Consider the following 24,329-nt stretch of genomic DNA (forward strand, 5'->3'; position numbering starts at 1 on the left):
TCCTAGACAGCTCCACTTCACACCGGAGGCCCTCCCCGTCTCAACGACAGGCCCCGATCACCTCAGCTCGGGACAACGTCCCTGGACATCACAGCTAGAGCTCGGACAGGTAGGGCAGCGTGCGGCTCATCCCGCCCGCGGTGTGGTGCTCGGTGAGCCGGTAGGTGGTGAACACGTAGGGGTAGACCTCGCTGGGCGAGGGGTTCTCCCGGTTCCACGCCGCCCGGATGTGCTCGACCCCCGGGTTGGCCCGGGTGCCGTACAGCGCGTTGGGCACCGGGGACTCGGCCGGCTCGTAGTGGGTGGGCATCGGACCGTCGGCCAGCCCGGACGGCGCGAACAGCCAGGCCTTGCCGTCGTTCTGCATGATGAACGGGTCGGCCCCGCCGATGCCGGCCTGCGCCGTCGCACCCTCCGGCGGCACGTAGTCCGGGCGCTTGCCGACCTCGAAGTCCGGCACGTCGACCCCGGTCCAGCGCTGGTCGTCCTCGTCCCACCACACGTACTTCTTGCGCTCGCTCCACGGCTTGCCAGCGGGGTCCGCCGAGGCCCGGTTGTAGAGCGTCCGCCGGTTCAGCGGCCAGGCCCAGCCCCACTCGGGGGCCACCCAGCTCTGCTCCCGGCCCGAGCGCCGCCGGTCGGCCTGGTTGACCTCGTCGGCGTACACCCCGGTGTAGATCCAGCAGCCGCCCGACGTGCTGCCGTCGCTCTTCATGTCCATGTAGGTCGACAGCGCACGACCGTCGGGCCCGACCCCGTTGATCTCCCGCAGCACCGCCTCGGCCGAGGGCTCGACCAGCGCCCCGTGCGTCGGGTAGTCCCAGGTCAGGTCCAGCAGCGGACGGTCCCGGGGGTCCTCGGAGTCCCGCAGCCGCTCGCGCAGGATGCGGCCCAGGTGGAAGTAGAACCACAGGTCGCTGCGGGCGTCGGCCGGCGGCTCGACCGCCTTGCGCCGCCACTGCAGCAGCCGCTGGGTGTTGGTGAAGGTGCCCTCCTTCTCCACGTGCGTGGCGGCGGGCATGAAGAACACCTCGGTGGCGATGTCCTCGGTGACCAGTTCCCCGGTCTCGATCTCCGGCGCGGTCTTCCAGAAGGTCGCCGACTCGATCATCTGCAGGTCCCGGACGACGAGCCACTCCAGGTTGGCCAGCCCGAGCCGCTGCATCTTGCCGTTGGCGTGGCCGACCGCCGGGTTCTCCCCGACCAGGAAGTAGCCGGGCACCTTGCCCTGGATCATGTCCGCGACCGTCCGGTAGGACCCGTGGTCGCCGGTGATCTTGGGCAGTTGGTCGAAGCAGAAGTCGTTCTCCGCCGTCGCCGCGTCGCCCCACCAGGCCTTGAGCAGGCTCACGGTGTAGGCGCGCATGTTGCCCCAGAACCCGACCGAGCCCTCGCTCTCCGCGCAGAAGTCGTCCAGCGTCGGGTGCGACTCGGCGTGCGGCATCGGGATGTAGCCGGGCAGCAGGTTGTACAGCGTCGGGATGTCGGTGGACCCCTGGATGGAGGCGTGCCCCCGCAGGGCGAGGATGCCGCCGCCGGGACGGCCCGTGTTCCCCAGCAGGGCCTGCAGGATGCCGCAGGTCCGGATGTACTGGACGCCGACCGTGTGGTGGGTCCAGCCCACCGAGTACACCCAGGACGTCGTCCGCTCCCGGTTGCTGTTCGCCGTCACCGCCCGGGCGACGTCGAGGAACACCTCCGGGGTGATGCCGCAGACGTCGGCCACCATCTCGGGGGTGTAGCGGGCGAAGTGCCGCTTGAGCACCTGGTACACGCAGCGCGGGTGCTGCAGCGTCTCGTCGCGCTGCGGCTTGCCGTGGATGGTCGCGCCGCCGTCGCCGGCGCTCTCGTACTGGTCGGCGCTCTTGACGCCCTGCGAGGCGCCGGACTTCTGCTCCCGGAACGGATCGCCCGGGCCCTGCTGGCCGGCGGCCGGCGGGCTGTCGTCGACGCCCTCGTACTGCCAGGACGTCTCGTCGTAGTGCCCCGCCTCGGGATCCCAGCCGGAGAACAGCCCGTCCAGGTCCTCGGTGTCGACGAAGTCCTCCCGCAGGATCGCCGCGGCGTTGGTGTACGCGACGACGTACTCCCGGAAGTCGAGCCCGTTCTCCAGGACGTGGGAGATCAGCCCGCCGAGGAACGCGATGTCGGTGCCCGCGCGCAGCGGGACGTGGGTGTCGGCGACCGCCGACGTCCGGGTGAAGCGCGGGTCGATGTGGATGACCTGGGCGCCCCGCGCCTTGGCCTCCATGACCCACTGGAACCCGACGGGATGGCACTCGGCCATGTTCGAGCCCTCGATGACGATGCAGTCGCTGTTGACCAGGTCCTGCTGGAAGTTCGTGGCCCCGCACAGCGCCCAGCGCGCTGTACAGCTTCTTCATCAGGTAGTTCTCCTCGTTGTCCAGCGTCGCGCCGCCCAACGAGGCCAGGCCCATCGTGCGGTGCACGCGCTTGCCGCCGTCGGTGTCCTGCCAGCCCTTGGCCCGGGCGTCGAGCACCCGGTCGGCGATCATCTCCATCGCCGTGTCCAGGGGCAGGTCCTCCCACTCGGTGCCGTGCGGACGCCGGTACCTCACCGTCGTCACCCGGCTCGGGGACGTGACCAGCGACTTGCTCGCGCTGCCCTTGGGGCACAGCCGGCCACGGCTGATCGGCGAGTCCGGGTCGCCCTCGATCTGCACGACCTGCTCGTCCTCGACGAACACCCGCTGGCCGCAGCCCACCGCGCAGTACGGGCAGACGGACTTCACCACCCGGTCGGCGGTCGCCGTCCGGGAGGTGACGTGCTCGGTCTTCTGCGACCGCACCGCGTGGCCGCGGCCCAGCGGGTCGGTGCCGGTGAGCTGGCGGTAGACCGGCCAGGAGTCCAGCCAGGTGCGGACGCCGCGGCGCTCCGGGGTGGCGGTCACCGGGGCGGGCGGAGGGTGGGGAGGGGCACGACGGACCTCGCGGGGTGGGACGACGCGAGGGCCTCGGCTCGGCCCACCCCGAGGATGCACCGCCCGGTGCGGGGGCGGCAACCCGGGTCCCGGGGTGCCCGGCCGCACAACCGCGTTTACGGTCGGAGGGCCGCGCCCGGCCCAGCCCCGGCCACGAACGACCCCGCGCGGTGCCACGGAGAGAGCACATGCTCGGGACGTCCGGTGCCCGCACCGACCCGTTCGCCCCGCCGCCGGACACCCCGTGGTCCCGGGTGGTCGCCCGCGCCCGCGCCGTCGCCGGCCCCGGTGTCACGACGGTCGGCGGCCCCGTCGACGTCGTCCGCGGTCTGGTGACCGACTCCCGCGCCGTGGGCCCCGGCAGCCTGCTGGCCTGCGTGCGCGGGGGCCGGTTCGACGGCCACCGGTACGCGGCCCAGGCGGTCGCCGCCGGCGCGGTGGCGCTGGTCGTCGACCGGCCCGACCGGCTCCCGCCCGACCTGGGCGTGCCGCTGCTGGTGGTGCCCGCGGTGCGCCCCCTCCTGGGGCCGCTGGGCGCCCTGGTGGCCGGCGACCCGGCCCGGTCACTGCGGCTGGCCGCGGTCACCGGCAGCAACGGCAAGACGACGACGTCGACGCTGCTGCAGGCCGTGCTGGACCGGGCCGACGGACCGTGCGGACTGGTCTCCACGGTGGGCGCCTCGCTGGGGCAGCGCCGCCGGTCGACGGCGCTCACCACCCCGGAGGCCCCCGAGCTGCACCGACTGCTGCGCTGGATGGTCGACCAGGGCGCGACCGGGGCGGTCGTGGAGGCCTCGTCCATCGCGCTGGACGTGGGCCGCCTCGACGCCCTCGCGGTCGACGTCGCGGTGTTCACCGGGTTCGAGGAGGACCACCTGGACCACCACGGCACCCTCGAGCAGTACTGGGCCGCCAAGGCCGCGCTGTTCGCCCCCGACCGGGCCGCTGCGGGTGTGGTGGTGACCGACGACCCGGCGGGACGGCGGCTGGCCGACCAGGCCCGCATCCCGGTGACCCGGGTGGGTTCGGACGCCGACTGCGACGTCCGGGTGCTGGAGTGGCGCACCGGCGAGGGCGGCACGGAGGTGCTGCTGGCCGCCGACGGACAGACGCACCGGGTGCGGTCGGCGGTGCTCGGCCGGGTGCACGTGGGTAACCTGACGGCGGCCTGGACCGCCGCCCGGGTGCTGGGGGTCGACGCCGCGGACGCGGCCGCCGGGTTGGCCCGCGCCGTCCCGCCGCCGGGGCGCAACACCCTGGTGGGCGGACCCGGCGGGCCGACCGTGCTGGTCGACTACGCGCACACCCCGGCCGCCCTGGCCGCCGCGGTGCAGACCGCCCGCGACCTGCGCCCGGACGGCGAGGTGCACCTGGTGCTGGGCGCCCGCGGCGCCCGTGACCGCTACAAGCGCCAGGGCCTGGGCGTCTCCGCGCGCGCCGCCGACCACGTGTGGCTGACCAACGAGGGCAGCCACGGGGAGGACCCGGCGGCCATCGTCGACGAGCTGCGGGTCGGTCTGATCGGCACCCGGGCGCACGTCCGGACCGAGATGGACCGGCGGGCCGCCATCACCGGCGCGGTCACCGCGGCCGGCCCGCAGGACGTCGTCCTGGTCGTCGGGCGGGGGCACGAGACGCTGCTGCAGGACGCCCCGGGTGCGCTGGACGCGGGACTGGCGGTGCCCTTCTCCGACGTCGAGGTGGCCGGCGAGGCGCTGGCCGGCCGGACCGCGGAGCCGCTGGCCTGCTGAACGCCGCAGGGGCGCTCCCCGTGGTCCGGAGAGCGCCCCTGCGTGTGGCGGTGCTGGTCGTGCTGGTCGTGCTGGTCGGTCAGCTGGTGGCGACCGTGAGGGTCGCGATGCCGATGACCAGGTTGGCCGGGATCGCGGTGACGCCGAACGTGGTGTTCAGCAGGTCGGCGGCCTCGGCGGACAGCTCGACGGTGGTGCCGCTCAGCACGGCGTTGCCCTCGGCGTCCATGGAGACGGGCTCCAGGGTGGTGCCGTTGAGGTCGAAGAGCGGGGCGGAGGGCACGGCGAGCTCGCCGTTGACGCTCACGTCGCCGAACAGGCGGGCGGGCTTGCCCGGGTCGATGGTGAAGTTGCTCAGCTCGACGGTGGTGGCACCGGCGGTCAGCGACAGGCCCGAGCCCTGGTGGAAGAGCACGCCCTGGACGAAGGGCCGGTAGCCGGAGTCCTTGTCGTAGAGGGTCACGGTGCCGCCGGTGATCGGGAAGTCCACGGCGCCGTCGGCCAGCGTCGCGGTGCCGGTGACGCCGGGGGTGACGCCGAGGCCGGCGAGGGCGTCCAGGAAGCCCTGGTCCAGCGCGACGGAGGTGTCGCCCCCGGAGACGGCCGGGACGACGGCGGCGGGCTCGGGGTTGGTCACGGTGCTGGAGGTCGACGAGCTGGACGCGGCGGCGGTGTCGCTGCCGGAGTCGGTGCTGCAGGCGGCCATGCCGAACGCGGCGCTCAGGGCGATGGCGGCGGCGACGGTGCGCTTGGCGACGAGGTGCTTGGTGTTCACGGTCACTCCCAGGATCGAGGCGTCCCCGGTGTGAGGACAGTGGGCCTTCGCCGCCGACGGCACTCCCGGATGCGTGGGGAAGCGAACACATCCATCCGGGTGACTCGCGACGAACGTGCAGCTCACGGGCCCGTCGCTGGGCCGGCGCACAGCCGGCGCACGGGTCCCGTCGGTCGCGGTCGTGAGCCGGACTCACCGTCCCTCCACGCGCTGTTCACCTGATCGGCGTCCCGGTGCCGCCCGGCCCTCGCCGCGAACGCGGAGGGTCGGGTGGCTCACCACGCATGCGACCCGGGAGGAACCCCGAGATGGCGCACGACCACGCACACCCGCACGACCACACCCACGACCACACCCACGACCACACCCACGACCACGCACACCCGCACGGGGCCGACGGGCACATCCACGAGACCACCGCACTCGCCGGCTCCTGGCGTGACCCCGAGGTCGGCGACCGGCTGTCGGTCTCCCGCCGCTCCTTCCTCGCCGGCAGCGCGCTGGTCGCCGGTGCGGCCGCCGGGCTGGCCGGCGCGGCCGGCGGGTGGGGCCAGGGCGTCGCCGCGGCGGCACCGGGCAGCCGGACGCCGACCAACCCGTGGAGCGGCAACAACCGGTTCTTCGCCGGTGACCACCACATCCACACCCAGTACTCCCCCGACGCGCAGTACACCGTCGAGACCCAGGTGGCCAAGGCGCGGGAGTACGGCCTGTCCTGGGTGGTCATCACCGACCACGGCAGCGTCGCGCACCAGAAGTTCTCCATCGACCAGGTGACGCCCAACATCGAGGCGTCCCGGGCGGCCTACCGCGACATGCTCGTCTACCAGGGCCTGGAGTGGAACATCCCCGGCGCCGAGCACGCCACGGTCTTCCTGCCCCCGGGCCGGAACACCGTGGACATCCTGCGGGCCTTCGAGGCCGCCTACGACGGCGGCGTGCTGGCCAGCACCGGCGTCATCCCCGGCGCCACCTCGGCGCTGGGCGAGCCCTACGCCCTGGACGCGCTGCGCTACCTGGACCAGCAGGTCACCGGCGGCCGCACCGAGATCGCGCTGATGTTCGCCAACCACCCCTCGCGCAACGGCATCGACAGCCCGCACGAGCTGCGCAACTGGCGCGACGCGGCCCCGCGGGTCGCCGTCGGCATGGAGGGCGCCCCCGGCCACCAGGCCGCCGCGATCCCGCTGCCGGCCGGCCCGGGGTCCGGGCGCGGTTACTACGACCGCGGCCCCGGCACGAACAGCTTCCCCGGCTACCTGCCCACCGCGGCCGAGAACCCGTACCGCACCTACGGCGGGTTCGACTGGATGACCGCCAAGGTCGGCGGCGTCTGGGACTCCCTGCTCGCCGAGGGCCTGCCCTGGTTCGTCACCGCCACCTCCGACTCCCACCAGGTGTGGCGGGACACCTTCGTCCAGGGCAGTCAGGACTACGCCACCACCGGCAGCAAGGGCGCCCCGGTCGACACCGGGCAGCCGATCACCACCTACGGCGACTTCTGGCCCGGCCAGTACTCCTCCACCCTGGTGGCCGCGCAGTCCAAGGCCTACGTGGACGTCATGCGCGGCCTGCAGTCCGGCCAGGTCGTGGCCGTGCACGGCCGCCTCATCGACGGCCTGGACGTGCGCGTGCGGGCCTTCCGCGGTGAGGGCGACCGGCGTGGGGTCACCCTGGGCGGGCGCACCTGGATCGCCCGCGGCGGCGACGTGAAGCTCGACGTCACCATCGACCTGCCGGCCGGCCCCAACTCCGCCGGCCAGGTTCCCCGGCTGGCCAAGGTCGACCTGATCAGCGGCCCCGTCACCGGACCGGTCGGTGACCGGGACACCCTGACAGCCCCGCGGACGACGGTCGTGAAGACCTTCGACGTGTCCTCCTCCGCGGGGGGACGCCGGGTCCGGCTGGACCACACGTTCACCAACGTGCAGGAGTCGTTCTACCTGCGCCTGCGCGGCAGCGACGGCAACCAGCTCGACGCCCTGGGCAACCCGCAGATCGACGTCGTCGGCAACGAGGACCCCTTCGCCGACCTGTGGTTCTACGCGAACCCGGTCTTCGTCGACGTGGTCTGAGCCGTCCCCGCCGACACCGGCGGGTGGTGGGTGGGCGTCCCGGCCGCGGCACAGGCCGTGGACGTCCACCTGCTGGCCGCCCTGGACGACGCGCTGTCCGGCACCGGCCGGACGGTCGACTGGGTGCTGACCCACGTCGACCGCTCGGGCCCCGACCCGCGGGTGACCGCCAGCTGGCAGGTGTCCCCGGGCCCCGACGACAGGACCCTGCCGCACCGTTGGGCGCTGGCCCTGGGCGGGGCGGTGCTGCCCACCGACGCCGTCCCCCAGGAGGGCCGGGTCGTCCGGTTCCCCGGTGGGGACGACGTCCCGGTGCGGGTGACCGTCGCCGACCTGGTCGCCGGCACCGCCATCGACCGGGTCGTCGGCATCGGCTCCCCCGCACTCCCCGGGGACGTCGTCGACAGCGTCGACGGCCACCTGCGACCGGTACGCCACCCCGACGGTGTCGAGCTGCTCGTCGACCCGGCCGGACCGGGCACCTGGCGCCCGGTCGAGATCAGCACCCCGCACGAGTGCTGCGGCGGCCACTGAGCCACGGCCCCACCGCCCGACACGGCCGCCCGACACCACCGCCCGGCACGACCCCGCGCCACCCCCGCGCCACCCCTGCGCCACCCCCCGAGACGAGGAACCCCGTGGTCACCCAGACACCGCTGTCCCGCCGCTCCGTCCTGCAGGGCGGCGCCGTCGGCGCCGCCGCGCTGGCCTTCGGCGCGCTCACCACCGAGCAGGCCCGGGCCACCGTCGCCGAGTCCGCCCGCGCCGGCGTCTTCGGCTTCGGCGTCGCCTCCGGGGACCCCACCGCCACCGATGTGCTGCTGTGGACCCGGGTCACGCCCAGCCGGCCCGCACTGCCGGGCAGCGGTCGCGGCCCGGGCAGCCGGGTCGACTGGGAGGTCGCCGCGGACGAGGGCTTCCGCCGCGTCGTCCGCCGCGGATCGCTGCGCACCGACGCCGACCGCGACCACACGGTCAAGGTGGTCGTCGGCGGGCTCACCCCCTACACCCGCTACTGGTACCGGTTCACCTCCCGCGGGGAGACCTCCCCCGTCGGCCGGACCCAGACCTCACCCGACGAGCCCGGCCGCACCCACGCGCTGCGGCTGGCCTTCGTGTCCTGCTCGAACTACACCGGCGGCTTCTTCACCGCCTACCGCGGGCTGGCCGCCCGCGACGACCTGGACGCCGTGCTGCACCTGGGCGACTACCTCTACGAGTACGGCAACGACGAGGACCGCTACGGCCCGGCGTCGCTGGCCGGCACCCGGGACCACGAACCGGCCACCGAGATGGTCACCCTGGCCGACTACCGGCTGCGTCACGCGCTCTACAAGACCGGCCCCGACCTGCAGGCCGCCCACCAGCGGCACCCGTGGATCACCGTCTTCGACGACCACGAGATCACCAACGACGCCTACGACACCGGCGCGGAGAACCACGAGCAGCAGGACGACCCGGACACCAGCTACACCGGACCCGGCGAGCCCGCCGGCACCCGCGCCGAGGGCGACTTCCTGGCCCGCCGCGCCGCCGCCTTCCAGGCCTACCTGGAGTGGATGCCGATCCGGGAGCCCGGCTGGCAGCCCGCCCCCCACCGGGGCACCCAGTTCTTCCGCCGCTTCTCCTTCGGCGACCTGGCCGACCTGTCGGTCGTCGAGACCCGGCAGAACCGCAGCCAGCAGGTGCCCGCCACCGTCGGCGGGCAGCTCAACCCCGCCCTCACCGCCCCCGCCCGGCACCTGCCCGAGCCCGAGCAGCTGACCTGGCTCACCGACGGGATCACCGGCAGCCGCAAGACCTGGCACCTGGTCGGCAACCAGACGGTGCTCACCCGGGTGCTGGCCCTGCCCCGCGCCGGGGTGCTCGGCGGCCAGGTGTTCAACGCCGACCAGTGGGACGGCTACCAGGCCGACCAGGCCGCGCTGGTCGCCGCGATGGGCCGGGCCACCACCGACCCCGTCGTCCTCACCGGGGACATCCACTCCTCGTGGGCCAACGACCTCCCGGCCGGCTTCGACGCCGCCGCCTACCGCACCGCGCGGCGGTCGGTCGGCGTCGAGTTCGTCTGCCCGTCGGTCACCAGCAACGGGTTCAAGGAGTCCCTCGGCGGCTCGGCGGCCGCGGCCCAGTCCGCCACCGCCGCCTTCCAGGGCGTGAACCCGTGGATCCGGTACCTGGAGGGCATCGGTCACGGGTTCGCCGTCATCGACGTGACGCCGGACCGGGTGCAGACCGACTTCTGGTTCATCCGCTCCGGCGGCGACAAGGGCCTGGCCGTCGACCCGCGACTGGACCCGCAGGCCACCGTGGGCTTCGAGTCGGCCTGGCAGTCGGTGCGCGGCACCCGCGTGGTGTCCGGCCCGGTCGGCCAGCTCGGGCCCCGCTCGGACCGGCCCCGGGGAGCGTGAACCCGGTGACCGCGGGCCGGGGCCCCGTGCCGCCCCGGCCCGCGCTCACCAGCTCGGTGCCGCCGCCCCGGCCGGCGCAGGCCGGCCCCCCGCCGACACCGGTCCGGCTGGCCGCGGTCGCCTGGGCGGCCGGGGCGCTGGCCGGGCTGGTCGCCCTCGTGGTGACCGCGCGCGACCTGGACGCCTCACGGGCCCGGCTGGCCGCCGTCGCCGCCGAGCAGGACCCGGAGGCGACCGCGGCGGTGCTCCGCTCGGGCGTGGCGACCACGCTGCTGCTGCCGGTGGGGACCGTGCTCGTCGCGCTCCTGGCCGGCACCGCCTGCCTCGCCCTGCTGCTGCGCCGCCGCGCCTGGTCCCGGTGGGTGCTCGGGGTGCTCTCCGGCGTCGCCGGCGCCTCCGCCGTCGTGGCCGCCGACGTCGTCCGGGGTGGACCGCCACTGGACGAGGTCGGCTTCCTGGCCTGCGCGACGGCGATGGTCGCGGTGCTGGTTGCCGTCGTCCTCCGGTCCGTCGGGCGGTGGCTGGACGTCGGCCGCTGAGCCCGCGGACAGCCGGCCCAGGACGGCGGCACACAGCTCGGGCAGGCCGCTGCGGCGGGCCAGCTCGGCGCCCAGGCCGGCGACGTCGCCCACCCCCTCCCGGACCAGGCTGGCCCCCAGCCGGACGCCGACGACCCCCAGCCGTCCCACGAGCTCCCGCCCGTCGGTGCCCGGCTGCCCGGCCAGTCGGGCCCCGAGCGCGCCGGGCCGCAGCAGCAGTTCCTCCACCTCTCCCGGGCCGGCCGCGGCGAGCAGCCGCAGCGCCACCAGGTCGCCGGGGACCAGGGTCGCCGGTGCGGCGGCCAACAGCCCCGCGACGGGGACGACGACCACCGGGGTGCCCGCGAGTGCCGGGTGCTGCGCCCAGCGGTGCGCCACCCGCGCCGCGGCCACCATCGCCCCGGCCCGGCCGCCGGCCGTCTCGTCGGCCCGGGAGAGCACCAGCACCGGCGCGGTCGCCGCCAGCGCCGCCGCGTCCAGCCGGCGGGCGAGGTGCACGCGCAGCCCGGCGTCGGGGGCCTGGGGCACGGCGGGCAGCGCGTGCGCCAGCGCGCCGGCCAGCGTGCGGCGCCCGCTCGCCGGGGCCCCGGTGACCAGCACCCCCACGCTCACGCGACGCCCTGCACGACACCGGTCGGCCCGCCGCCCGCCGGGAGCGCGGCGACCGCACGTTCCAGGGTGGCGACCTGCTCGAGCCGGCGGCGCAGCGCGCGGACCTCGCGGTCCCGGTCGGCCGTCTGCCGCCGGTTCGCCTCCTGGGCGGTGCGCAGCTCCAGGGTCGCCGCCCGCTGCAGGGCGTCCACGTGCCCGGCGACGACGTCGCGCAGGGTCCGCTGCACCCCCCGCAGTTCGTCGCGCAGGTGCTTGCCGACCTGGAACCCGACCTCGTCCAGGTGCCGGCGGACCACGCCCTTGGCCTCGCCCCGCCGGCGGGTCAGCCGCTGGGCCGCGTCGTCCCGGTAGGCCTTGCCGCCGATGAGCAACCCGGCCCCGACCGACACCGGGTTGACCAGCGGCAGCCCGGCCAGGCTGGTGACCAGCCCGATCATCAGGATCCCGCTGTAGCTGCCGCGCATGCCCACGAGCACCTTCTGCAGCGCGGTGAGCCGGCCGCGGTCCACCACCGCGACGTCCGCGAGGCCCGCCAGCAGTCCACGCGCGTCACCGACCCGGGCCCCGGGGGCGGCGCCGACCTCGGTGCCGGCGACGTCGCGCAGGTCGGCCTCGACCAGGGCCAGCACCTCCCCGGTCAGCCAGTCGACCCGGTCGGCTGCCCACCGCGCGTTGACGGTGACCGCCTCGGCCACCCGGGCGTGCAGCCAGCCGTCGACCGCCGGCCACATGGCACCCGGGTCGTGGGCGTCCAGCGCCTCGTCGGCGTCCCGGGTGACCGCCCGCAACCGGTCCCTCAGGTCGTGCTCCAGGTCGGCGACCAGGTCGGTCGTGCCGTCCCCCAGCACCTGCTGCCAGCGCGAGGCCTGCCGGCGCAGCCGGTCCACCCGGTCCCGGACGTCGTCCAGGCCAAGGGCGGCCACCGCCACGGCCGCCGGGTCCTGCAGCTCCGCCAGCCGGGCGGCGCCGTGCGCCCGCAACGCCGCGGCGGCCGCGACCAGGGCGGCCCGGGTCGGGCCGGCCGCTCCCCCCGGGACCGCCGACAGCGCCGGGGGGACGGCGGCGACCAGGTCCGGCACCCCGGACTCGACCAGCAGCCCGGGCTCGGCCCGGCGCACCGCCTCGTCGGCCAGCCGGGCACACACCCCGCGCACCGGACCGTCGACGCCCAGCCGGGCCAGCTCGGCGCGCAGCCCGCGGACCCGGTCGGACCAGGCGGGGTGCAGGTCGGTCCGGCTGAGCACCGGGTGCACCGGCACGTCGGCGTCCACGGCGGCGCGGACGACGTCGGCCACCTCGGGCAGCAGGGGGGCACCCGCGTCCAGCACCAGCCAGACGACGTCGGCGCCCGAGACCGCGGCCCGCGCGCGGGACCCCTCGGGGTCGCCCGGCCCGCCCACGCCGGGTGTGTCCACCAGCTCCAGGGTGTCCAGCACCCGGCGGGGCAGCTGGACCTCGACGGACACCCGCCCGGGCGCTGCGTGGTCGGCCACCGCGGCGGGCAGCCCGCGCACCGGCAGCTGTCGCCGCAGCGGCTCGCCGTCGCCGGCCGGTGTCTCCACCAGCTCGGCGCACACGACCGGGCCGCCACGCACCACCCACGGCACGGTCGTGCCGCCGTCGTCGCCGACCGGGCACACCGGGGCGCCGACGACGGCGTCCACCAGGCTGCTGGTGCCCTCGCCGGGAGCGCCGACGAGCACCACCCGGCGGACGTCGGAGGTCAGCCGCCGGCGGGCGCGGGCCAGCGCGGCGACGACGTCGGGGACGTCGGCCGCCGCCGCGGCAGCCGCGAGCCGGTCCAGGACCTCGAGCGTGGAGATGGGGTCCCTCCTGGGGGGAGCCGGCCGTGGGCCCCGGTCGGCGTCCGACCGGGGCCCACGGGTGTGCGGGTGGAGCGGGGTGCGGCGGGGCCCGGGCGGGCTCCGCCGCGACCGGTCAGACGGTGGCGTCCTCGGAGACCGAGTTGTCGCTGTTGTCGGAGAAGTCGTTGCCGTCGAAGGACTCGTCCACCGAGTTGTCGGAGAAGTCGTTGCCGCCGAACGAGTCGTTGACCGAGTTGTCGGAGTTGTCCGAGGAGTCCACCGAGTTGTCGCTGGCGTCGGTCCACACCGAGTTGTCCGAGGAGTCCACGGAGTTGTCGCTGCTGTCCGAGTTGTCGACGACGGAGTTGTCGCTGCTGTCCGAGTTGTCGACGACGGAGTTGTCGCTGTTGTCGGAGGAGTCGACCGAGTTGTCGGAGTTGTCGCTGTTGTCCGACGAGTCCACGGAGTTGTCGCTGTTGTCGACCGAGTTGCCGGAGTTGTCGCTGTTGTCCGAGGAGTCGACCGAGTTGTCGCTGTTGTCCGAGTTGTCGCTGTTGTCGGAGTTGTCGACGACCGAGTTGTCGCTGTTGTCCGAGGAGTCCACGGAGTTGTCGCTGTTGTCGGAGTTGTCGACGACCGAGTTGTCGCTGTTGTCCGAGGAGTCCACGGAGTTGTCGCTGTTGTCGGACAGGTCGTTGCCGTTGAAGGAGTCCCGGACCGTGGTGGAGGAGTCCACCGAGTTGTCGCTGTGGTCGGAGTTGTCGACGACCGAGTTGTCGCTGTTGTCGGAGGCGTCGACCGAGCTGTCGTTGCCCGACGCGATGTCGCCGACGGTCACCGTGGTGACGCTGTTGTCCGAGGAGTCCCGGCCGTCGCGGGTCGAGGACCCGGCGCCGACGGCGTTGCTGTCGCCGATCACGTTGCTGGTGCCGATGACCTGGTAGGCGTCGCCCCCGGCCCACACGTCGTGCGAGTAGTCGTTGTGCACGCTGGCATCGGTGTAGCTGTAGGTCGCCTGCAGGACCTGCAGCTGCTCGACGGCCGACGTCGGCTCGGCGCCCGTGGCGGTCGCGGTGGCGGCCGGGGCGGCGGTGGCGGTGGCGGCCGCGTGGTCGGCGGTCCGGCCGGCGGCCGAGTGCACCGGGGCGGCCCCGGCGGCGGCCAGCGCGGGCACGTGCTCGGCGACGGCCGGCTCGAGGGCGGCCACGTCGGCGGCGTCGACGTCGGACAGACCGGCGTCGGCCAGCGCCCGGTCGGGGTCCTCGGCGAAGGCGCGGGCCGCGGCCGGGTCGCGCAGGAGGTCGAGGATGAAGGTCAGCAGCGAGCTGGCGATGTCGGACACGTCGGGGAGCTCCTCGGGTCGTCGTGGCGGGGGGTGGCCCCGCTCTCCCGGCCACTGTCCGTCGCACCCTCACGGAGGGTCACCCGGTCCGGTCCCCCTCTCCCGGCGCCACCGGAGGGGGATCGTGCGGGGACGCCCCACCGCTGCCGGGCCCGTGGGCCCGAGGCTTCACCGGGCGGCTCCCGGCCGTTCACCCGGAGACGCCGACGTGGACGGCAGCCCCTCCTACCGTCCACCTCGCGGACCACCGGGGCCCGCCCGGACGAGGAGGTCGGCCACCCGTGCGTGCGTTGAGTCTGGCCACCACCATGGCCCGGCCCTTCGTCGCCGGGGACGAGGCCGGGCAGCTGCTGGCCGACGCCGCCGCCGACCGGCTCCCCCGGGTGGTCGTCGTCAGCGGCGCCGGAGGCACCGGGAAGAGCTGGTTGCTGGGCCGGGTCGCCGAGGCCCTGCGGGCCCGTGGCCAGGTAGTCGTCGGGCCCGGGGAGGAGCCCCGACCGGCCCGGACGGCCCGGACGCCGTTGACCGTCCTGCTCGACGACGCGCACCGGCTCACCACCGACGACGCTGCGTCGCTGCGCCGTCAGCTGCGCCGGCCGGCCGGCCGGGTGCTGCTGGCGGCCCGCCCGGCACCGTCGGCACCGGCCTGGTGGGACCTGCTGGCCGACCTGCCCCGGGACCGGGCGGTGGTGCACCGCACCCACCTGGACGAGGCGGACGTCGCCCGCTGGGTGCACCACTCCGGTCCCGACGACGTCGACCCGGCCGCCCTCGCGGCGCGGACCGGCGGGCTGCCGGTGCTCGTGGGCGCCTCGCTGGGCCGCAGCCCGGCCGGCGACCGGGCGGTCCGGGCCTGGGCCGCGGCGGAGCTGGCGACGCTGCCCCGGCCCGCCGCCGCCGTGCTGGCCCTGGTCGGCGACGGGGTGCCCTGGGAGGAGGACCTGCTCGCCGAGGTGCTCGCCACCCCGCTGGGCGACGTCGTCGCTGCCTGCTGGGCCTCCGGGTTGGTCCGCCCCGACGGCACGCTCCTCCCGGTCGCGCTGACCACCGTGGCGGCCACGCTGCCCGCCGCCCGGACCCACGGCTGGCGGCGGCGGGCACTGTCCCTGCTGCACGAGCAGGGGCGTGTCCCGCCGGCGCTGGCCCGGGCGGTGGCCGCCCGGGGGGCGGACCCGTCTGCCGCTGCCGCGCTGGCCGACCTGGCGCGGGCGCGGGTGCAGGTCGATCCCGGCGCGGCGTCGGACCTGCTGGACGAGGCCGTGGCCGCAGGTGCCCCGGCGTCGTCGCTGGCAGGTCTCCGCGCCCGGGCCGCCGCCGGCGACGGGCGGGTGGACCTGGCGCTCGCCGCGGTCCGGGAGCACCCCGACGGCCAGCTCGCCGCGACCCTGCTGGCGGCGGCCGGCGAGCACCGGGCCGCGGCCCGCGCCGTCCCGGGCAGCGGCGCGGCGGCCCTCGTCGGGGCTCTCACGGGACGCACCGGGGACGTCGGGCCCGACCCGGACGACACGCAGGCGAGGACAGCGGCCGCACTGCTGGCCACGACCTGCCCGGCGGCCGGCGACGACGTCACCGAGCAGGCCCTGGCGTCCCTCACCCGGGCCCAGGCGCTGGCACCGGGCGGTCCCGCGGCGCTGCTGGTGGACAGCCCGGCCGCGGTGGGCGCCGTCCTGGCGCTGCACACCGGCGACCCGGGGACGGCGCGACAGCTGCTCACCCGGGCACTCGCCACGGCCACCGGCGGCCCGCTGCTGACCGCCCGGCACCGGCTGCTGCTGGGGTGGTCGGCGCTGCGGTCCGACGACCCGGCCACCGCGCACGACCACCTCCGTGCCGTCGAGCCGGGACCCGGCCGGCGACTCACCGCCCGGGACGAGCTGTGGGCCGCCGCCCTGTCCCTGGTGCTGCACCTGCGCACCGCCCAGGAGTCGTCCGCCGAGGGCTGGGAGCGGGTCCGGGACGCCGTCCGGGCGCACCCGGTCGACCTGCTCGGCCTGCCGGTGCTGGCCGAGCTGCAGGTGGCCACGGCGACGTCGGCGGAGGTCCACGACGGGGCCGCGACGGCGGTGCGGGTGGCCGTCGCCGAGGGCTCGGCGTTGCTGGCCGGGCTGGCCGACCCGGCACCCTGGTCCGCGGGCTGGCACTGGGCGGCCGTCCGGGCCGCCTCCACGGGCGCGGCAGCCGGCGAGGCGTCGGCGGGGCTGGACCGGGCCGGTCGGCACGGCTCCCGGGCCCGGGAGCTGGCCGCGCTGGGCCGGGTGTGGGCCGACGTGCTGACCGGCACCTCGGAGCCGGCCACGGTGACCGCCTCGGTGTCCCGCCTGGTGCGGCTGGGGCTGACCGCCGAGTCCCGGGACCTGGCCGGCCGGGCCGCCCTCCGCACCGGACCGGGGCGGGACCGCACCGAGCTGCTCCGGCGCGCCCGGGAGGCCGCCCCGGCACCCGGCGCCCGGCTCAGCGGCCGGGAGGTGGAGGTCGCCCGCCTGCTGCTGGCCGGCCGCACGCACGCCCAGATCGGCGCCCGGCTCTTCCTGTCCCCCCGCACCGTCGAGCACCACGTCGCCCGGATGCGCCGGCGGCTGGGCGCCGGCGGCCGCGCGGACCTGCTCGACCGGCTGAGCCGGGAGCTCGACGCCGGTCCGTGAGGCCGGAGGGCGGAGGGCCGGCCGGCTCAGGCCGCCGTCGTCCCGGCCCCGCGGAGCGCGAGCGTGCGCAGCACCAGGGCCGCCGGGTCGGGGTGGTGCACCCGGGTCCGGGGCCGGCGCGCGGCGCCGGCGAGCGCGGCGGCGAGCTCCGTCCGGGTGCGGGCCCACGGCGCCACCCCCGCGTCGTGCAGCACCGCGGCGTTGATCCGGCCGTGACCGGGCACCGGGCGGTGCGTGACCACCGGCAGCCCCGCGACCAGGGCCTCGGTGCAGGACATCCCGCCGGCGTTGTGCACCAGCACGTCGGCGACCGCCATCAGGTCCGGGACGTCGTCCCGCCACCCCAGGGCGACCGCCCCCGGCACCCGGGCCACCCGGTCGAGGAGTCCCGGGTTCCGACCGCACAGCACCACCGGGGTGGCACCGACGGCGATCAGGTCGACCACCGTGGGGACCGGGTCGCCCAGACCCAGCGACCCGGCCACCACCAGCGCGAGCGGGCGGCCGGGGCCGGCGTCCAGGCCGAGCGCCGTCCGCACCCGGCGCTGCCGCTCAGGGGGCACCGGCCGGCCGAACCGGGGCGACACCAGCGGCCCGGCCACCGTCATCGGGGCGCCGTAGGCGGTCCGCCCGTGCTCCGCGGTCGCGGCCGACACCGTCAGGTGCGCCGCGACGGCCGGGTGCAGCCAGCTGCGGTGCACCGCGGGGTCGGTCAGGTAGGTCAGCACCGGTGCCGCGAGCCGCCCGGTGGCCCGCAACCCGCCCAGCGTCTGGGAGGCGACCGGGTAGGTCGACACGACCAGGGCCGGCCGCAGGTCCGCACACCACGCGGCGACCCCGGCGGACGCCGACGTGGCGACCCGCTGGACGGCGCCCCACAGCAGGCCCTCGTGCTCCAGCCTGCGGACCAGCAGCTCGAACGCGGCCGGGGCCCGGTCGACGCAGGGCCCGTACCCGCTGCCCAGCAGGCGACGGGCCGGACCGGGCAGCACCGTCAGCAGGTCGCGGACCCACACCGGCACACCGGCCGCCCGCAGGCGTACGGCCAGCTCGGCCGCAGCGGCGTCGTGCCCGGCGCCCACGCCGGCCGACACGACCAGCACGCCGGCCCGGCCACCTCCCCCGGTGGGCCTCCGGACCGGCCGTCCCGCCTGCCACGCCAGGTGCATGCCCGTCCCCTCGGTCGCCGACCCCGCACGCCCCGACCCTCCGCGCCGCCGGGGACCGGCCGGGGCTCCCGCCACGACCGCACGACGAACTCGGGGTGTACGACCGCGGATGCCCGTGGCGGCCCATCGGGCCCGCGGGCGGCGCACCGGGTCGACACACCGGTCGCCGCCTGCTGTTGACCCGGACCTCACCCCGACGACACCGGGCCCGGGGACGCTCGGTGGCACCCCAGCCGAGGAGCCCGCCGTGCAGGACAGCACCGCCCGCGCCGTCGCCTACATCGCCGGCCGGCTGACCACCGGCCGCCCGGCGTCCTCGGTGCTCGACCACCGGTCCGCCCACCGCGCCGCCTTCTCCGGCGACGTCACCGCGCAGCGGGTCTTCGTGCACGACACCGACGAGGACGTGCTGGTCACCGGCCAGGCCGGCACCGACGCCACCTGGTGGCTGCTGCACCAGGGCACGATGCGCTTCCTCACCCTGCAGCTGGCCCACCCCGGGTCGTGGACCGGGTTCGACTACGCCAGTCACCGCGCCTTCGACCTGGACGCGGACACCGACGGCACCGTCCGGCTGCGCGACCGGACCGACGGGGTGTGGCGCACCTACCAGCTCTGAGGGGCCGGCGGTCACCCCTCGTCCACCCGCCGTCCACCCGGGCGCGGCAACCTGCCCCCGTGACACCTCTCGGCACCCCGCCCGGCGCCCCCCGCTACGTCGCCGACCCCGAGCACGCCGACCGGATGAGCGACCTCACCGGCTGGCAGCTCGCCCCCCTCCCCGACGAGCACTCCGACGAGGACTGGGACGACGACCGCGAGCTGCTGGACCCCAGCGGCGACCGGGTGGAGACCTGGCGGGAGGACTACCCCTACGCCGAGCGGCTCGCGCGTCGCGAGTACGAGATCGAGAAGCGCCGGCTGCAGATCGAGCTGCTCAAGCTGCAGGGCTGGGTGAAGGAGACCGGGCAGCGCCTGGTGCTGGTCTTCGAGGGCCGGGACGCCGCGGGCAAGGGCGGCACCATCAAGCGCTTCACCGAGCACCTCAACCCCCGCGGCGCCCGGGTCGTGGCCCTGGACAAGCCCACCGAGCGCGAGCGCAGCCAGTGGTACTTCCAGCGTTACGTGGCACACCTGCCCGCGGCCGGGGAGATCGTGCTGTTCGACCGGTCCTGGTACAACCGCGGCGGCGTCGAGCGGGTGATGGGCTACTGCACCGACGAGGAGTACGAGCTGTTCTGCGCGCAGGCACCGGGCTTCGAGCAGATGCTCGTCGACAGCGGCGTCCGGCTGGTCAAGCTGTGGTTCTCGGTGTCCCGCGGCGAGCAGCGGACCCGCTTCGTCGTCCGGCAGATCGACCCGGTCCGCCAGTGGAAGCTGTCCCCCACCGACCTGGCCTCGCTGGACCGCTGGGAGGACTACACCGCGGCCAAGGAGGCGGTCTTCGCCGCCACCGACACCGACCACGCCCCCTGGACCGTGGTCCGCAGCAACGACAAGAAGCGGGCCCGGCTGGAGGCCATGCGGCACGTGCTGTCCACGCTGCCCTACGAGGGCCGCGACGAGTCCGTCGTCGGCCGGCCGGACCCGCTGATCGTGGTGTCGGCCGCCGACGTGCTCGAGGACGACGCCCGCCCCGCCTGAGCACGGGCCGCCTCCTCCTCACGCACGGCCGGTACCGTCCCGGCCATGGGGGGTCTGGTGCGCGCGGTCACCGTGCTGGTGGGGACGGCGGTCCTGGGTCTGCTGCCCACCGCTGCCTCGGCTGCGCCGCTGCCCGTGCCCGGTCTGCCCGCCGTGCCGGCGGTGCCCGCAGCGCCGGCCGCCGACCTGGGCTTCGACGTCTCCCACCCGCAGTGCGACACCCCGCTGCCCACGGGCGCCGACTTCGGCGTCGTCGGTGTCAACGGCGGCGTGGCGACGACGGTCAACCCGTGCCTGGTCGATCAGCTGCGCTGGGCCGACTCCACCACGGGTGACGTGCCCGGCCAGCCGGCGCTGCAGGTCTACGTGAACACCGCGAACCCCGGGCACCTGCAGGAGGAGATCAGCACCTGGCCGCGCAGCGGGGACTCCCCCTACGGCCCCTGCACCGGCGCGAACGACACCGCGTGCTCCTGGGTCTACGGCCAGATCCGCGCCTCGGTGGACATCCACGGGTTCCTGCTGCCGGCCGCCCGCGCCGCCGGTGTCGACGTCGTCCCCGCCGAGCTGGTCTGGTGGCTGGACGTGGAGACGATGAACACCTGGCAGTCCGGCTCGGCTGCCGCGCTGGCCGCCAACCGCGCGGCGCTGGAGGGCATGCACGACTACCTGGCCACCACCGGCGCCCGGGTCGGCCTCTACTCGACCAGCCAGCAGTGGCAGCAGATCGTCGGCCTGGTCCCGCCGGGCAGCTCGCTGTACGAGCTGGACAGCTGGCTGGCCGGGGCGCTGTCCCGGTCCGAGGCCCAGCTGCACTGCGCCGACGCACCGCTGGTCGCCGGCGGGTCGGTGGTGCTCAGCCAGTACGTCGTCGAGCGCGACGGGCGGCCGCTGGACCACGACCTGCCCTGCTGACCCGGCGCCCCCACGAGGGAGCGCCGGGCCGACGGCTCAGCCCAGCAGGCCCTTCTCGACCCGGGCACCGATGCCGGGGTCGATGGCGCGCCAGTACTCCACGATCCGCGGCTTCATCTCCGCCGACACCGAGGGGTCACCGGCGTGGCCGAGGATGTTGGCGACCAGGTGCTCCCGGTCGGTCTCGCTCATCACCTCGCGGATCAGGATGCCGGGCTGGGTGGTGTCGTCGTCCTCGGCGTGCAGCGTCGCCGCGGCGCGCTGCATGTCACCGGACACGTGCCAGCCGGGCTCGGCCACCGACGGGTCGGCCACCGGGCCGCCCATCGTGCTGGGGGCGTAGACCGGGTCGCCCGGGTTGCTGAAGCGCATCGCGCCGTCCCGGTTGTAGCTGTTCACCGGGGACAGCGGCGCGTTCACCGGCAGCTGCAGGTAGTTGGTGCCGATCCGGTAGCGGTGCGCGTCCGGATAGCTGAACAGCCGGCCCAGCAGCATCTTGTCCGGCGAGTAGCCGATCCCGGGCACCAGGTTCGAGGGCTCGAACGCGGCCTGCTCGATCTGGGCGAAGTGGTTCTCCGGGTTGCGGTCCAGGGTCATCCGACCCACCTCGACCAGCGGGTACTCCTGCTGCGAGATCGTCTTGGTGACGTCGAAGGGGTTCACCCGGTGGTCCGCGGCGTCCTCGAAGGGCATGACCTGGACGGAGAACGTCCAGGACGGGTGGTCGCCGGTCTCGATGGCCTCGCGCAGGTCGCGGCGGTGGAAGTCGCCGTCCTCGCCGGCCATCGCACCCGCCTCGTCGTCGGTGAAGTTCACGACGCCCTGGTCGGTCTTGAAGTGGTACTTCACCCAGTGCTTGTCACCCGCGGCGTTCTCCCACAGGAACGTGTGGCTGGAGTACCCGTTCATGTTCCGCCAGGTCCTCGGCGTCCCGCGGTCGCTCATCAGGATCGTCACCTGGTGGCTGGACTCCGGGGACAGCGTCCAGAAGTCCCACTGCATGCCGTTGTCGCGCAGGCCGTTGTCGGCCCGGCGCTTCTGGGAGTGGATGAAGTCCTGGAACTTGGACGGGTCGCGCACGAAGAAGACCGGGGTGTTGTTCCCGACCATGTCGTAGTTGCCCTGCTCGGTGTAGAACTTCAGCGAGAAGCCGCGGGGGTCCCGGGCGGTGTCGGGGAAGCCCTGCTCACCGGCCACGGTGGAGAACCGGGCCAGCATCGGGGTGACCTTGCCCGGCTGCAGGAAGTCCGCCTTGGTCAGGTGGCTGACGTCGGCGGTCACCCGGAAGGTGCCGAACGCGCCGCCGCCCTTGGCGTGCACCACGCGCTCCGGGACGCGCTCCCGGTTGAACTGGGCCATCTTCTGGATGAGGTAGTGGTCCGAGAGCAGGATCGGGCCGTCCGCGCCAGCGGTGAGCGAGTGCTCGTCGCTGGCTGCGGGGATCCCGGCGTCGTCGGTGGTCACCCGGGTCTGGGGGGTTGCCGTCATGTCCCCTGGGGTGCCCCACCGGAGGGGGTCCGAACCGAGCCGCCCGGCGTGGCGCGGCATGATCGCCGTCATGAGCGGTGACGTGCGGTTCGGCCTGGTCGGCTACGGCTTCGGCGGGAGGTGGTTCCACGCCCCGCTGCTGGCAGCGGCACCCGGCGTCGACTTCCTCGGGGTGGTGACGACGTCGCCGGACCGGCAGGCGCAGGTCGCCGCCGAGCACCCGGGTGCCGCGACGTTCGCCTCCCTGCAGGCACTGGTCGACGCGGGCGCCGAGGCGGTGGCGATCTCCACGCCGGCCGACACGCACAGCCCGCTGACCGACCAGGCGCTGGAGCTGGGGCTGGCCGTGGTCTGCGACAAGCCGTTCGCCCTGGACGCCCCGGCCGCGCTGGCCTCGGTGGAGCTGGCCGAGCGCGTGGGCCTGCCGCTGTCGCCGTACCAGAACCGCCGCTGGGACTCCGACTTCCTGACCGTGCAGCGGCTGGTGGCCGACGGCACCCTCGGCGAGGTCACGTCGCTGGAGTCCCGCTTCGAGCGGCTGACCCCGCAGGACGGCCCGGGCGCGGCCGGCGGCGGGACGCTGCGCGACTTCGGCAGCCACCTCGTCGACCAGGCCCTGGTGCTGCTGGGCCCGGTCGCCACGGTGTCGGCGCACTGGTCGCTGCGCGACTCGGGTCTGGACGACGACGTGCTCGTCGTCCTGCAGCACACCGCCGGCGGCCGCTCCGTGCTGGGCGGCAGCTGGCGGCAGGGCGCACCGGGCCCGCGCTTCCGGGTCACCGGCACCACGGGCAGCTACCTGGTCGACGGCATCGACGGCCAGGAGGACCACCTGGTCGCCGGCCGCTCCCCCGCCGACCTCGGCGACCGGTGGGGCGTGGAGCCCGAGTCGGCGTGGGGCCGGGTGCACCGCGGCGGCCCCGACGGCGAGCCGGTGCCGCCCGAGCGCGGCCGCTGGGACACCTTCTACCCGGCGTTCGCCGCGGCGGTCCGGGGCACCGGACCGGTGCCGGTGCCCGCGCGGGACGCCGTGGCCACCGCGACCGTGCTGGACGCCGCCCGGCGCAGCGCCACCGAGGGCACCGTGGTGTCGCTGTGAGCCTCACCGCCGTCGACCGGGCGCACCTGGCCCGCTGCGTGGAGCTCGCCGAGGAGGCCCTGGAGGCCGGCGACGAGCCCTTCGGTTCCCTGCTCGTGGCCGCGGACGGCACCGTGCTCGCCGAGGACCGCAACCGGATCGCCGGCGGCGACGCCACCCGGCACCCGGAGTTCGAGCTGGCCCGCTGGGCCGCTGAGCACGTGGACCCGGCCGACCGGCCCTCGGCCACGGTCTACACCTCCGGCGAGCACTGCCCGATGTGCTCCGCGGCGCACGCCTGGGTGGGTCTGGGCCGGATCGTCTACGCCAGCTCCTCGGCCCAGCTCGCGCGGTGGCTCACCGAGCTCGGCGTCCCGGCCGGCCCGGTCGCCACCCTGCCGGTCACCACCGTCGCGCCGGGCATCCCGGTCGACGGCCCGGACGAGGAGCTCTCGGCCCGGGTGCGCGAGCTGCACGTCCGCCTGCACTCCTCCTGAGCACGCGCAACGCCCTCCCCGGCTGACCGGGGAGGGCGTCGTGCGTGGGCCGTGTCTCAGCTCAGAGGGGCTCGACCTGGTCGGCCTGCGGGCCGCGCTCGGCCGGGGTGGCGGTGAACTGCACCCGCTGCCCCTCCTCCAGGTCGCGGAACCCGCCCCGGTCGGCGATCGCGGAGAAGTGCACGAACACGTCGTCGCTGCCGTCGTCGGGGGCGATGAACCCGAACCCCTTCTCGCCGTGGAACCACTTCACCGTGCCCTGCTGACCGCCCTCGATCGGGGGCAGGTCGGTGCGCGGCTCGCGCGGGGCGCGCTGCTGGCGGCCGGCGCCACGGGAGGGGTCCCGACGGGCCTCGCGGCGGGCCGGGTCGTGCCGCGGCGGCGGGCCGGCGCCGTCCAGCGGCCGGACGACGTCGGCCTGCGGGCCGCGGTCGCCCGAGGAGGCGGCGAACTCCACGCGCTGGCCCTCGGCCAGGTCGCCGTAGCCGCCGTCGTCCTCGATGACGGAGAAGTGCACGAACACGTCGCGGCTGCCGTCGTCGGGCTCGACGAACCCGAAGCCCTTGTCGGCGTTGAAGAACCGGACGGTGCCCTGCTGCATGCCCGAGCCGGAGGGACGGCCCCGACCCTGGTCACGCCCCTGG

17 protein-coding genes and 2 pseudogenes are annotated in these 24,329 nt (G+C 75.6%); 10 read left to right on the top strand and 9 right to left on the bottom strand.

All coding sequences use genetic code 11. The annotated features are described in order from the left end of the window. Window positions 1-97 precede the first annotated feature (97 nt). Window positions 98-2,912, bottom strand: a pseudogene (locus tag ASG41_RS05045) (molybdopterin-dependent oxidoreductase); the annotation flags it as partial. Between the two features lie 218 nt (window positions 2,913-3,130). Here ASG41_RS05045 and ASG41_RS05055 point away from each other — a divergent pair. Beyond that, a complete protein-coding gene (locus ASG41_RS05055; protein WP_056290927.1) occupies window positions 3,131-4,693 on the top strand; it encodes a Mur ligase family protein in 1,563 nt (520 codons plus the stop codon). Between the two features lie 79 nt (window positions 4,694-4,772). Here the strand turns inward: ASG41_RS05055 and ASG41_RS05060 are convergent, their stop codons facing one another. After that, window positions 4,773-5,468, bottom strand: coding sequence for a hypothetical protein (locus tag ASG41_RS05060; RefSeq protein WP_157519044.1), 696 nt, complete (start codon window positions 5,466-5,468; stop codon window positions 4,773-4,775). Window positions 5,469-5,776: 308 nt separating this feature from the next. On the opposite strand from ASG41_RS05060, the gene ASG41_RS05065 reads away from it, so the two are divergent. The 3 genes from ASG41_RS05065 to ASG41_RS05075 all read left to right on the top strand — a co-directional run bounded on the left by ASG41_RS05065 (window position 5,777) and on the right by ASG41_RS05075 (window position 9,954). Further along, window positions 5,777-7,543, top strand: a complete 1,767-nt coding sequence (locus ASG41_RS05065; protein WP_056290929.1) for a PHP domain-containing protein — start codon at window positions 5,777-5,779, stop codon at window positions 7,541-7,543. A 30-nt stretch (window positions 7,544-7,573) separates the two neighbouring features. Continuing rightward, on the top strand, window positions 7,574-8,077 hold the full coding sequence (locus tag ASG41_RS05070) for a hypothetical protein (RefSeq protein WP_056290931.1): 504 nt from the start codon (window positions 7,574-7,576) through the stop codon (window positions 8,075-8,077). A 104-nt stretch (window positions 8,078-8,181) separates the two neighbouring features. After that, window positions 8,182-9,954, top strand: a complete 1,773-nt coding sequence (locus tag ASG41_RS05075) for an alkaline phosphatase (RefSeq protein ID WP_056290933.1) — start codon at window positions 8,182-8,184, stop codon at window positions 9,952-9,954. A 185-nt stretch (window positions 9,955-10,139) separates the two neighbouring features. On the opposite strand, the gene ASG41_RS05080 is transcribed toward ASG41_RS05075, so the two are convergent. From ASG41_RS05080 to ASG41_RS24125, 3 genes are all read right to left on the bottom strand, one after another. Further along, window positions 10,140-11,105 (bottom strand): hypothetical protein, encoded by a 966-nt coding sequence (locus ASG41_RS05080; protein WP_157519046.1) that lies wholly within the window; start codon window positions 11,103-11,105, stop codon window positions 10,140-10,142. Continuing rightward, window positions 11,102-12,811 (bottom strand): GTPase, encoded by a 1,710-nt coding sequence (locus ASG41_RS25170; protein WP_056290937.1) that lies wholly within the window; start codon window positions 12,809-12,811, stop codon window positions 11,102-11,104. The genes ASG41_RS05080 and ASG41_RS25170 overlap by 4 nt, the downstream gene beginning before the upstream one ends. A gap of 232 nt (window positions 12,812-13,043) precedes the next feature. Then, on the bottom strand, window positions 13,044-14,252 hold the full coding sequence (locus tag ASG41_RS24125; RefSeq protein WP_056290939.1) for an IniB N-terminal domain-containing protein: 1,209 nt from the start codon (window positions 14,250-14,252) through the stop codon (window positions 13,044-13,046). Window positions 14,253-14,533: 281 nt separating this feature from the next. Here ASG41_RS24125 and ASG41_RS05095 point away from each other — a divergent pair, with 281 nt between their 5' ends. Further along, a complete protein-coding gene (locus ASG41_RS05095) occupies window positions 14,534-16,894 on the top strand; it encodes a helix-turn-helix transcriptional regulator (protein WP_157519048.1) in 2,361 nt (786 codons plus the stop codon). A gap of 26 nt (window positions 16,895-16,920) precedes the next feature. On the opposite strand, the gene ASG41_RS05100 is transcribed toward ASG41_RS05095, so the two are convergent. Then, window positions 16,921-17,997: a hypothetical protein gene (locus tag ASG41_RS05100; RefSeq protein WP_056290944.1), complete on the bottom strand. Its 1,077-nt coding sequence runs from the start codon at window positions 17,995-17,997 to the stop codon at window positions 16,921-16,923. Window positions 17,998-18,310: 313 nt separating this feature from the next. Between ASG41_RS05100 and ASG41_RS05105 the strand changes: the two genes are divergently transcribed. Genes ASG41_RS05105 through ASG41_RS05115 form a run of 3 tightly spaced genes read left to right on the top strand, consistent with a single transcriptional unit; the run spans window position 18,311 to window position 20,622 of the window. Beyond that, window positions 18,311-18,682, top strand: coding sequence for a hypothetical protein (locus ASG41_RS05105; protein ID WP_056290946.1), 372 nt, complete (start codon window positions 18,311-18,313; stop codon window positions 18,680-18,682). Window positions 18,683-18,741: 59 nt separating this feature from the next. After that, entirely contained in the window at window positions 18,742-19,707 is a 966-nt protein-coding gene (ppk2, locus tag ASG41_RS05110) for a polyphosphate kinase 2 (RefSeq protein WP_235564504.1), read from the top strand. A 45-nt stretch (window positions 19,708-19,752) separates the two neighbouring features. Beyond that, window positions 19,753-20,622, top strand: coding sequence for a hypothetical protein (locus ASG41_RS05115; protein WP_082556593.1), 870 nt, complete (start codon window positions 19,753-19,755; stop codon window positions 20,620-20,622). Between the two features lie 36 nt (window positions 20,623-20,658). Here ASG41_RS05115 and ASG41_RS05120 read toward each other — a convergent pair whose 3' ends face one another. Next, window positions 20,659-22,110, bottom strand: coding sequence for a catalase (locus tag ASG41_RS05120; RefSeq protein ID WP_056290950.1), 1,452 nt, complete (start codon window positions 22,108-22,110; stop codon window positions 20,659-20,661). A 70-nt stretch (window positions 22,111-22,180) separates the two neighbouring features. Here ASG41_RS05120 and ASG41_RS05125 point away from each other — a divergent pair, with 70 nt between their 5' ends. Together ASG41_RS05125 and ASG41_RS05130 are read left to right on the top strand one after the other, a co-directional pair. After that, window positions 22,181-23,209 (top strand): Gfo/Idh/MocA family oxidoreductase, encoded by a 1,029-nt coding sequence (locus ASG41_RS05125; RefSeq protein WP_056291069.1) that lies wholly within the window; start codon window positions 22,181-22,183, stop codon window positions 23,207-23,209. Further along, window positions 23,206-23,685 (top strand): nucleoside deaminase, encoded by a 480-nt coding sequence (locus ASG41_RS05130; RefSeq protein WP_056290952.1) that lies wholly within the window; start codon window positions 23,206-23,208, stop codon window positions 23,683-23,685. Before ASG41_RS05125 ends, ASG41_RS05130 begins: the two co-directional genes overlap by 4 nt. Before the next feature lie 61 nt (window positions 23,686-23,746). Here ASG41_RS05130 and ASG41_RS24530 read toward each other — a convergent pair whose 3' ends face one another. After that, on the bottom strand, window positions 23,747-23,962 hold the full coding sequence (locus ASG41_RS24530) for a cold-shock protein (protein ID WP_235564518.1): 216 nt from the start codon (window positions 23,960-23,962) through the stop codon (window positions 23,747-23,749). A 138-nt stretch (window positions 23,963-24,100) separates the two neighbouring features. After that, window positions 24,101-24,286 (bottom strand): annotated as a pseudogene (locus tag ASG41_RS24535) (cold-shock protein); the annotation flags it as partial. Between the last annotated feature and the right edge of the window lie 43 nt (window positions 24,287-24,329).

It is taken from the genome of Modestobacter sp. Leaf380 (assembly GCF_001424485.1).
Classification (GTDB): Bacteria; Actinomycetota; Actinomycetes; order Mycobacteriales; family Geodermatophilaceae; genus Klenkia.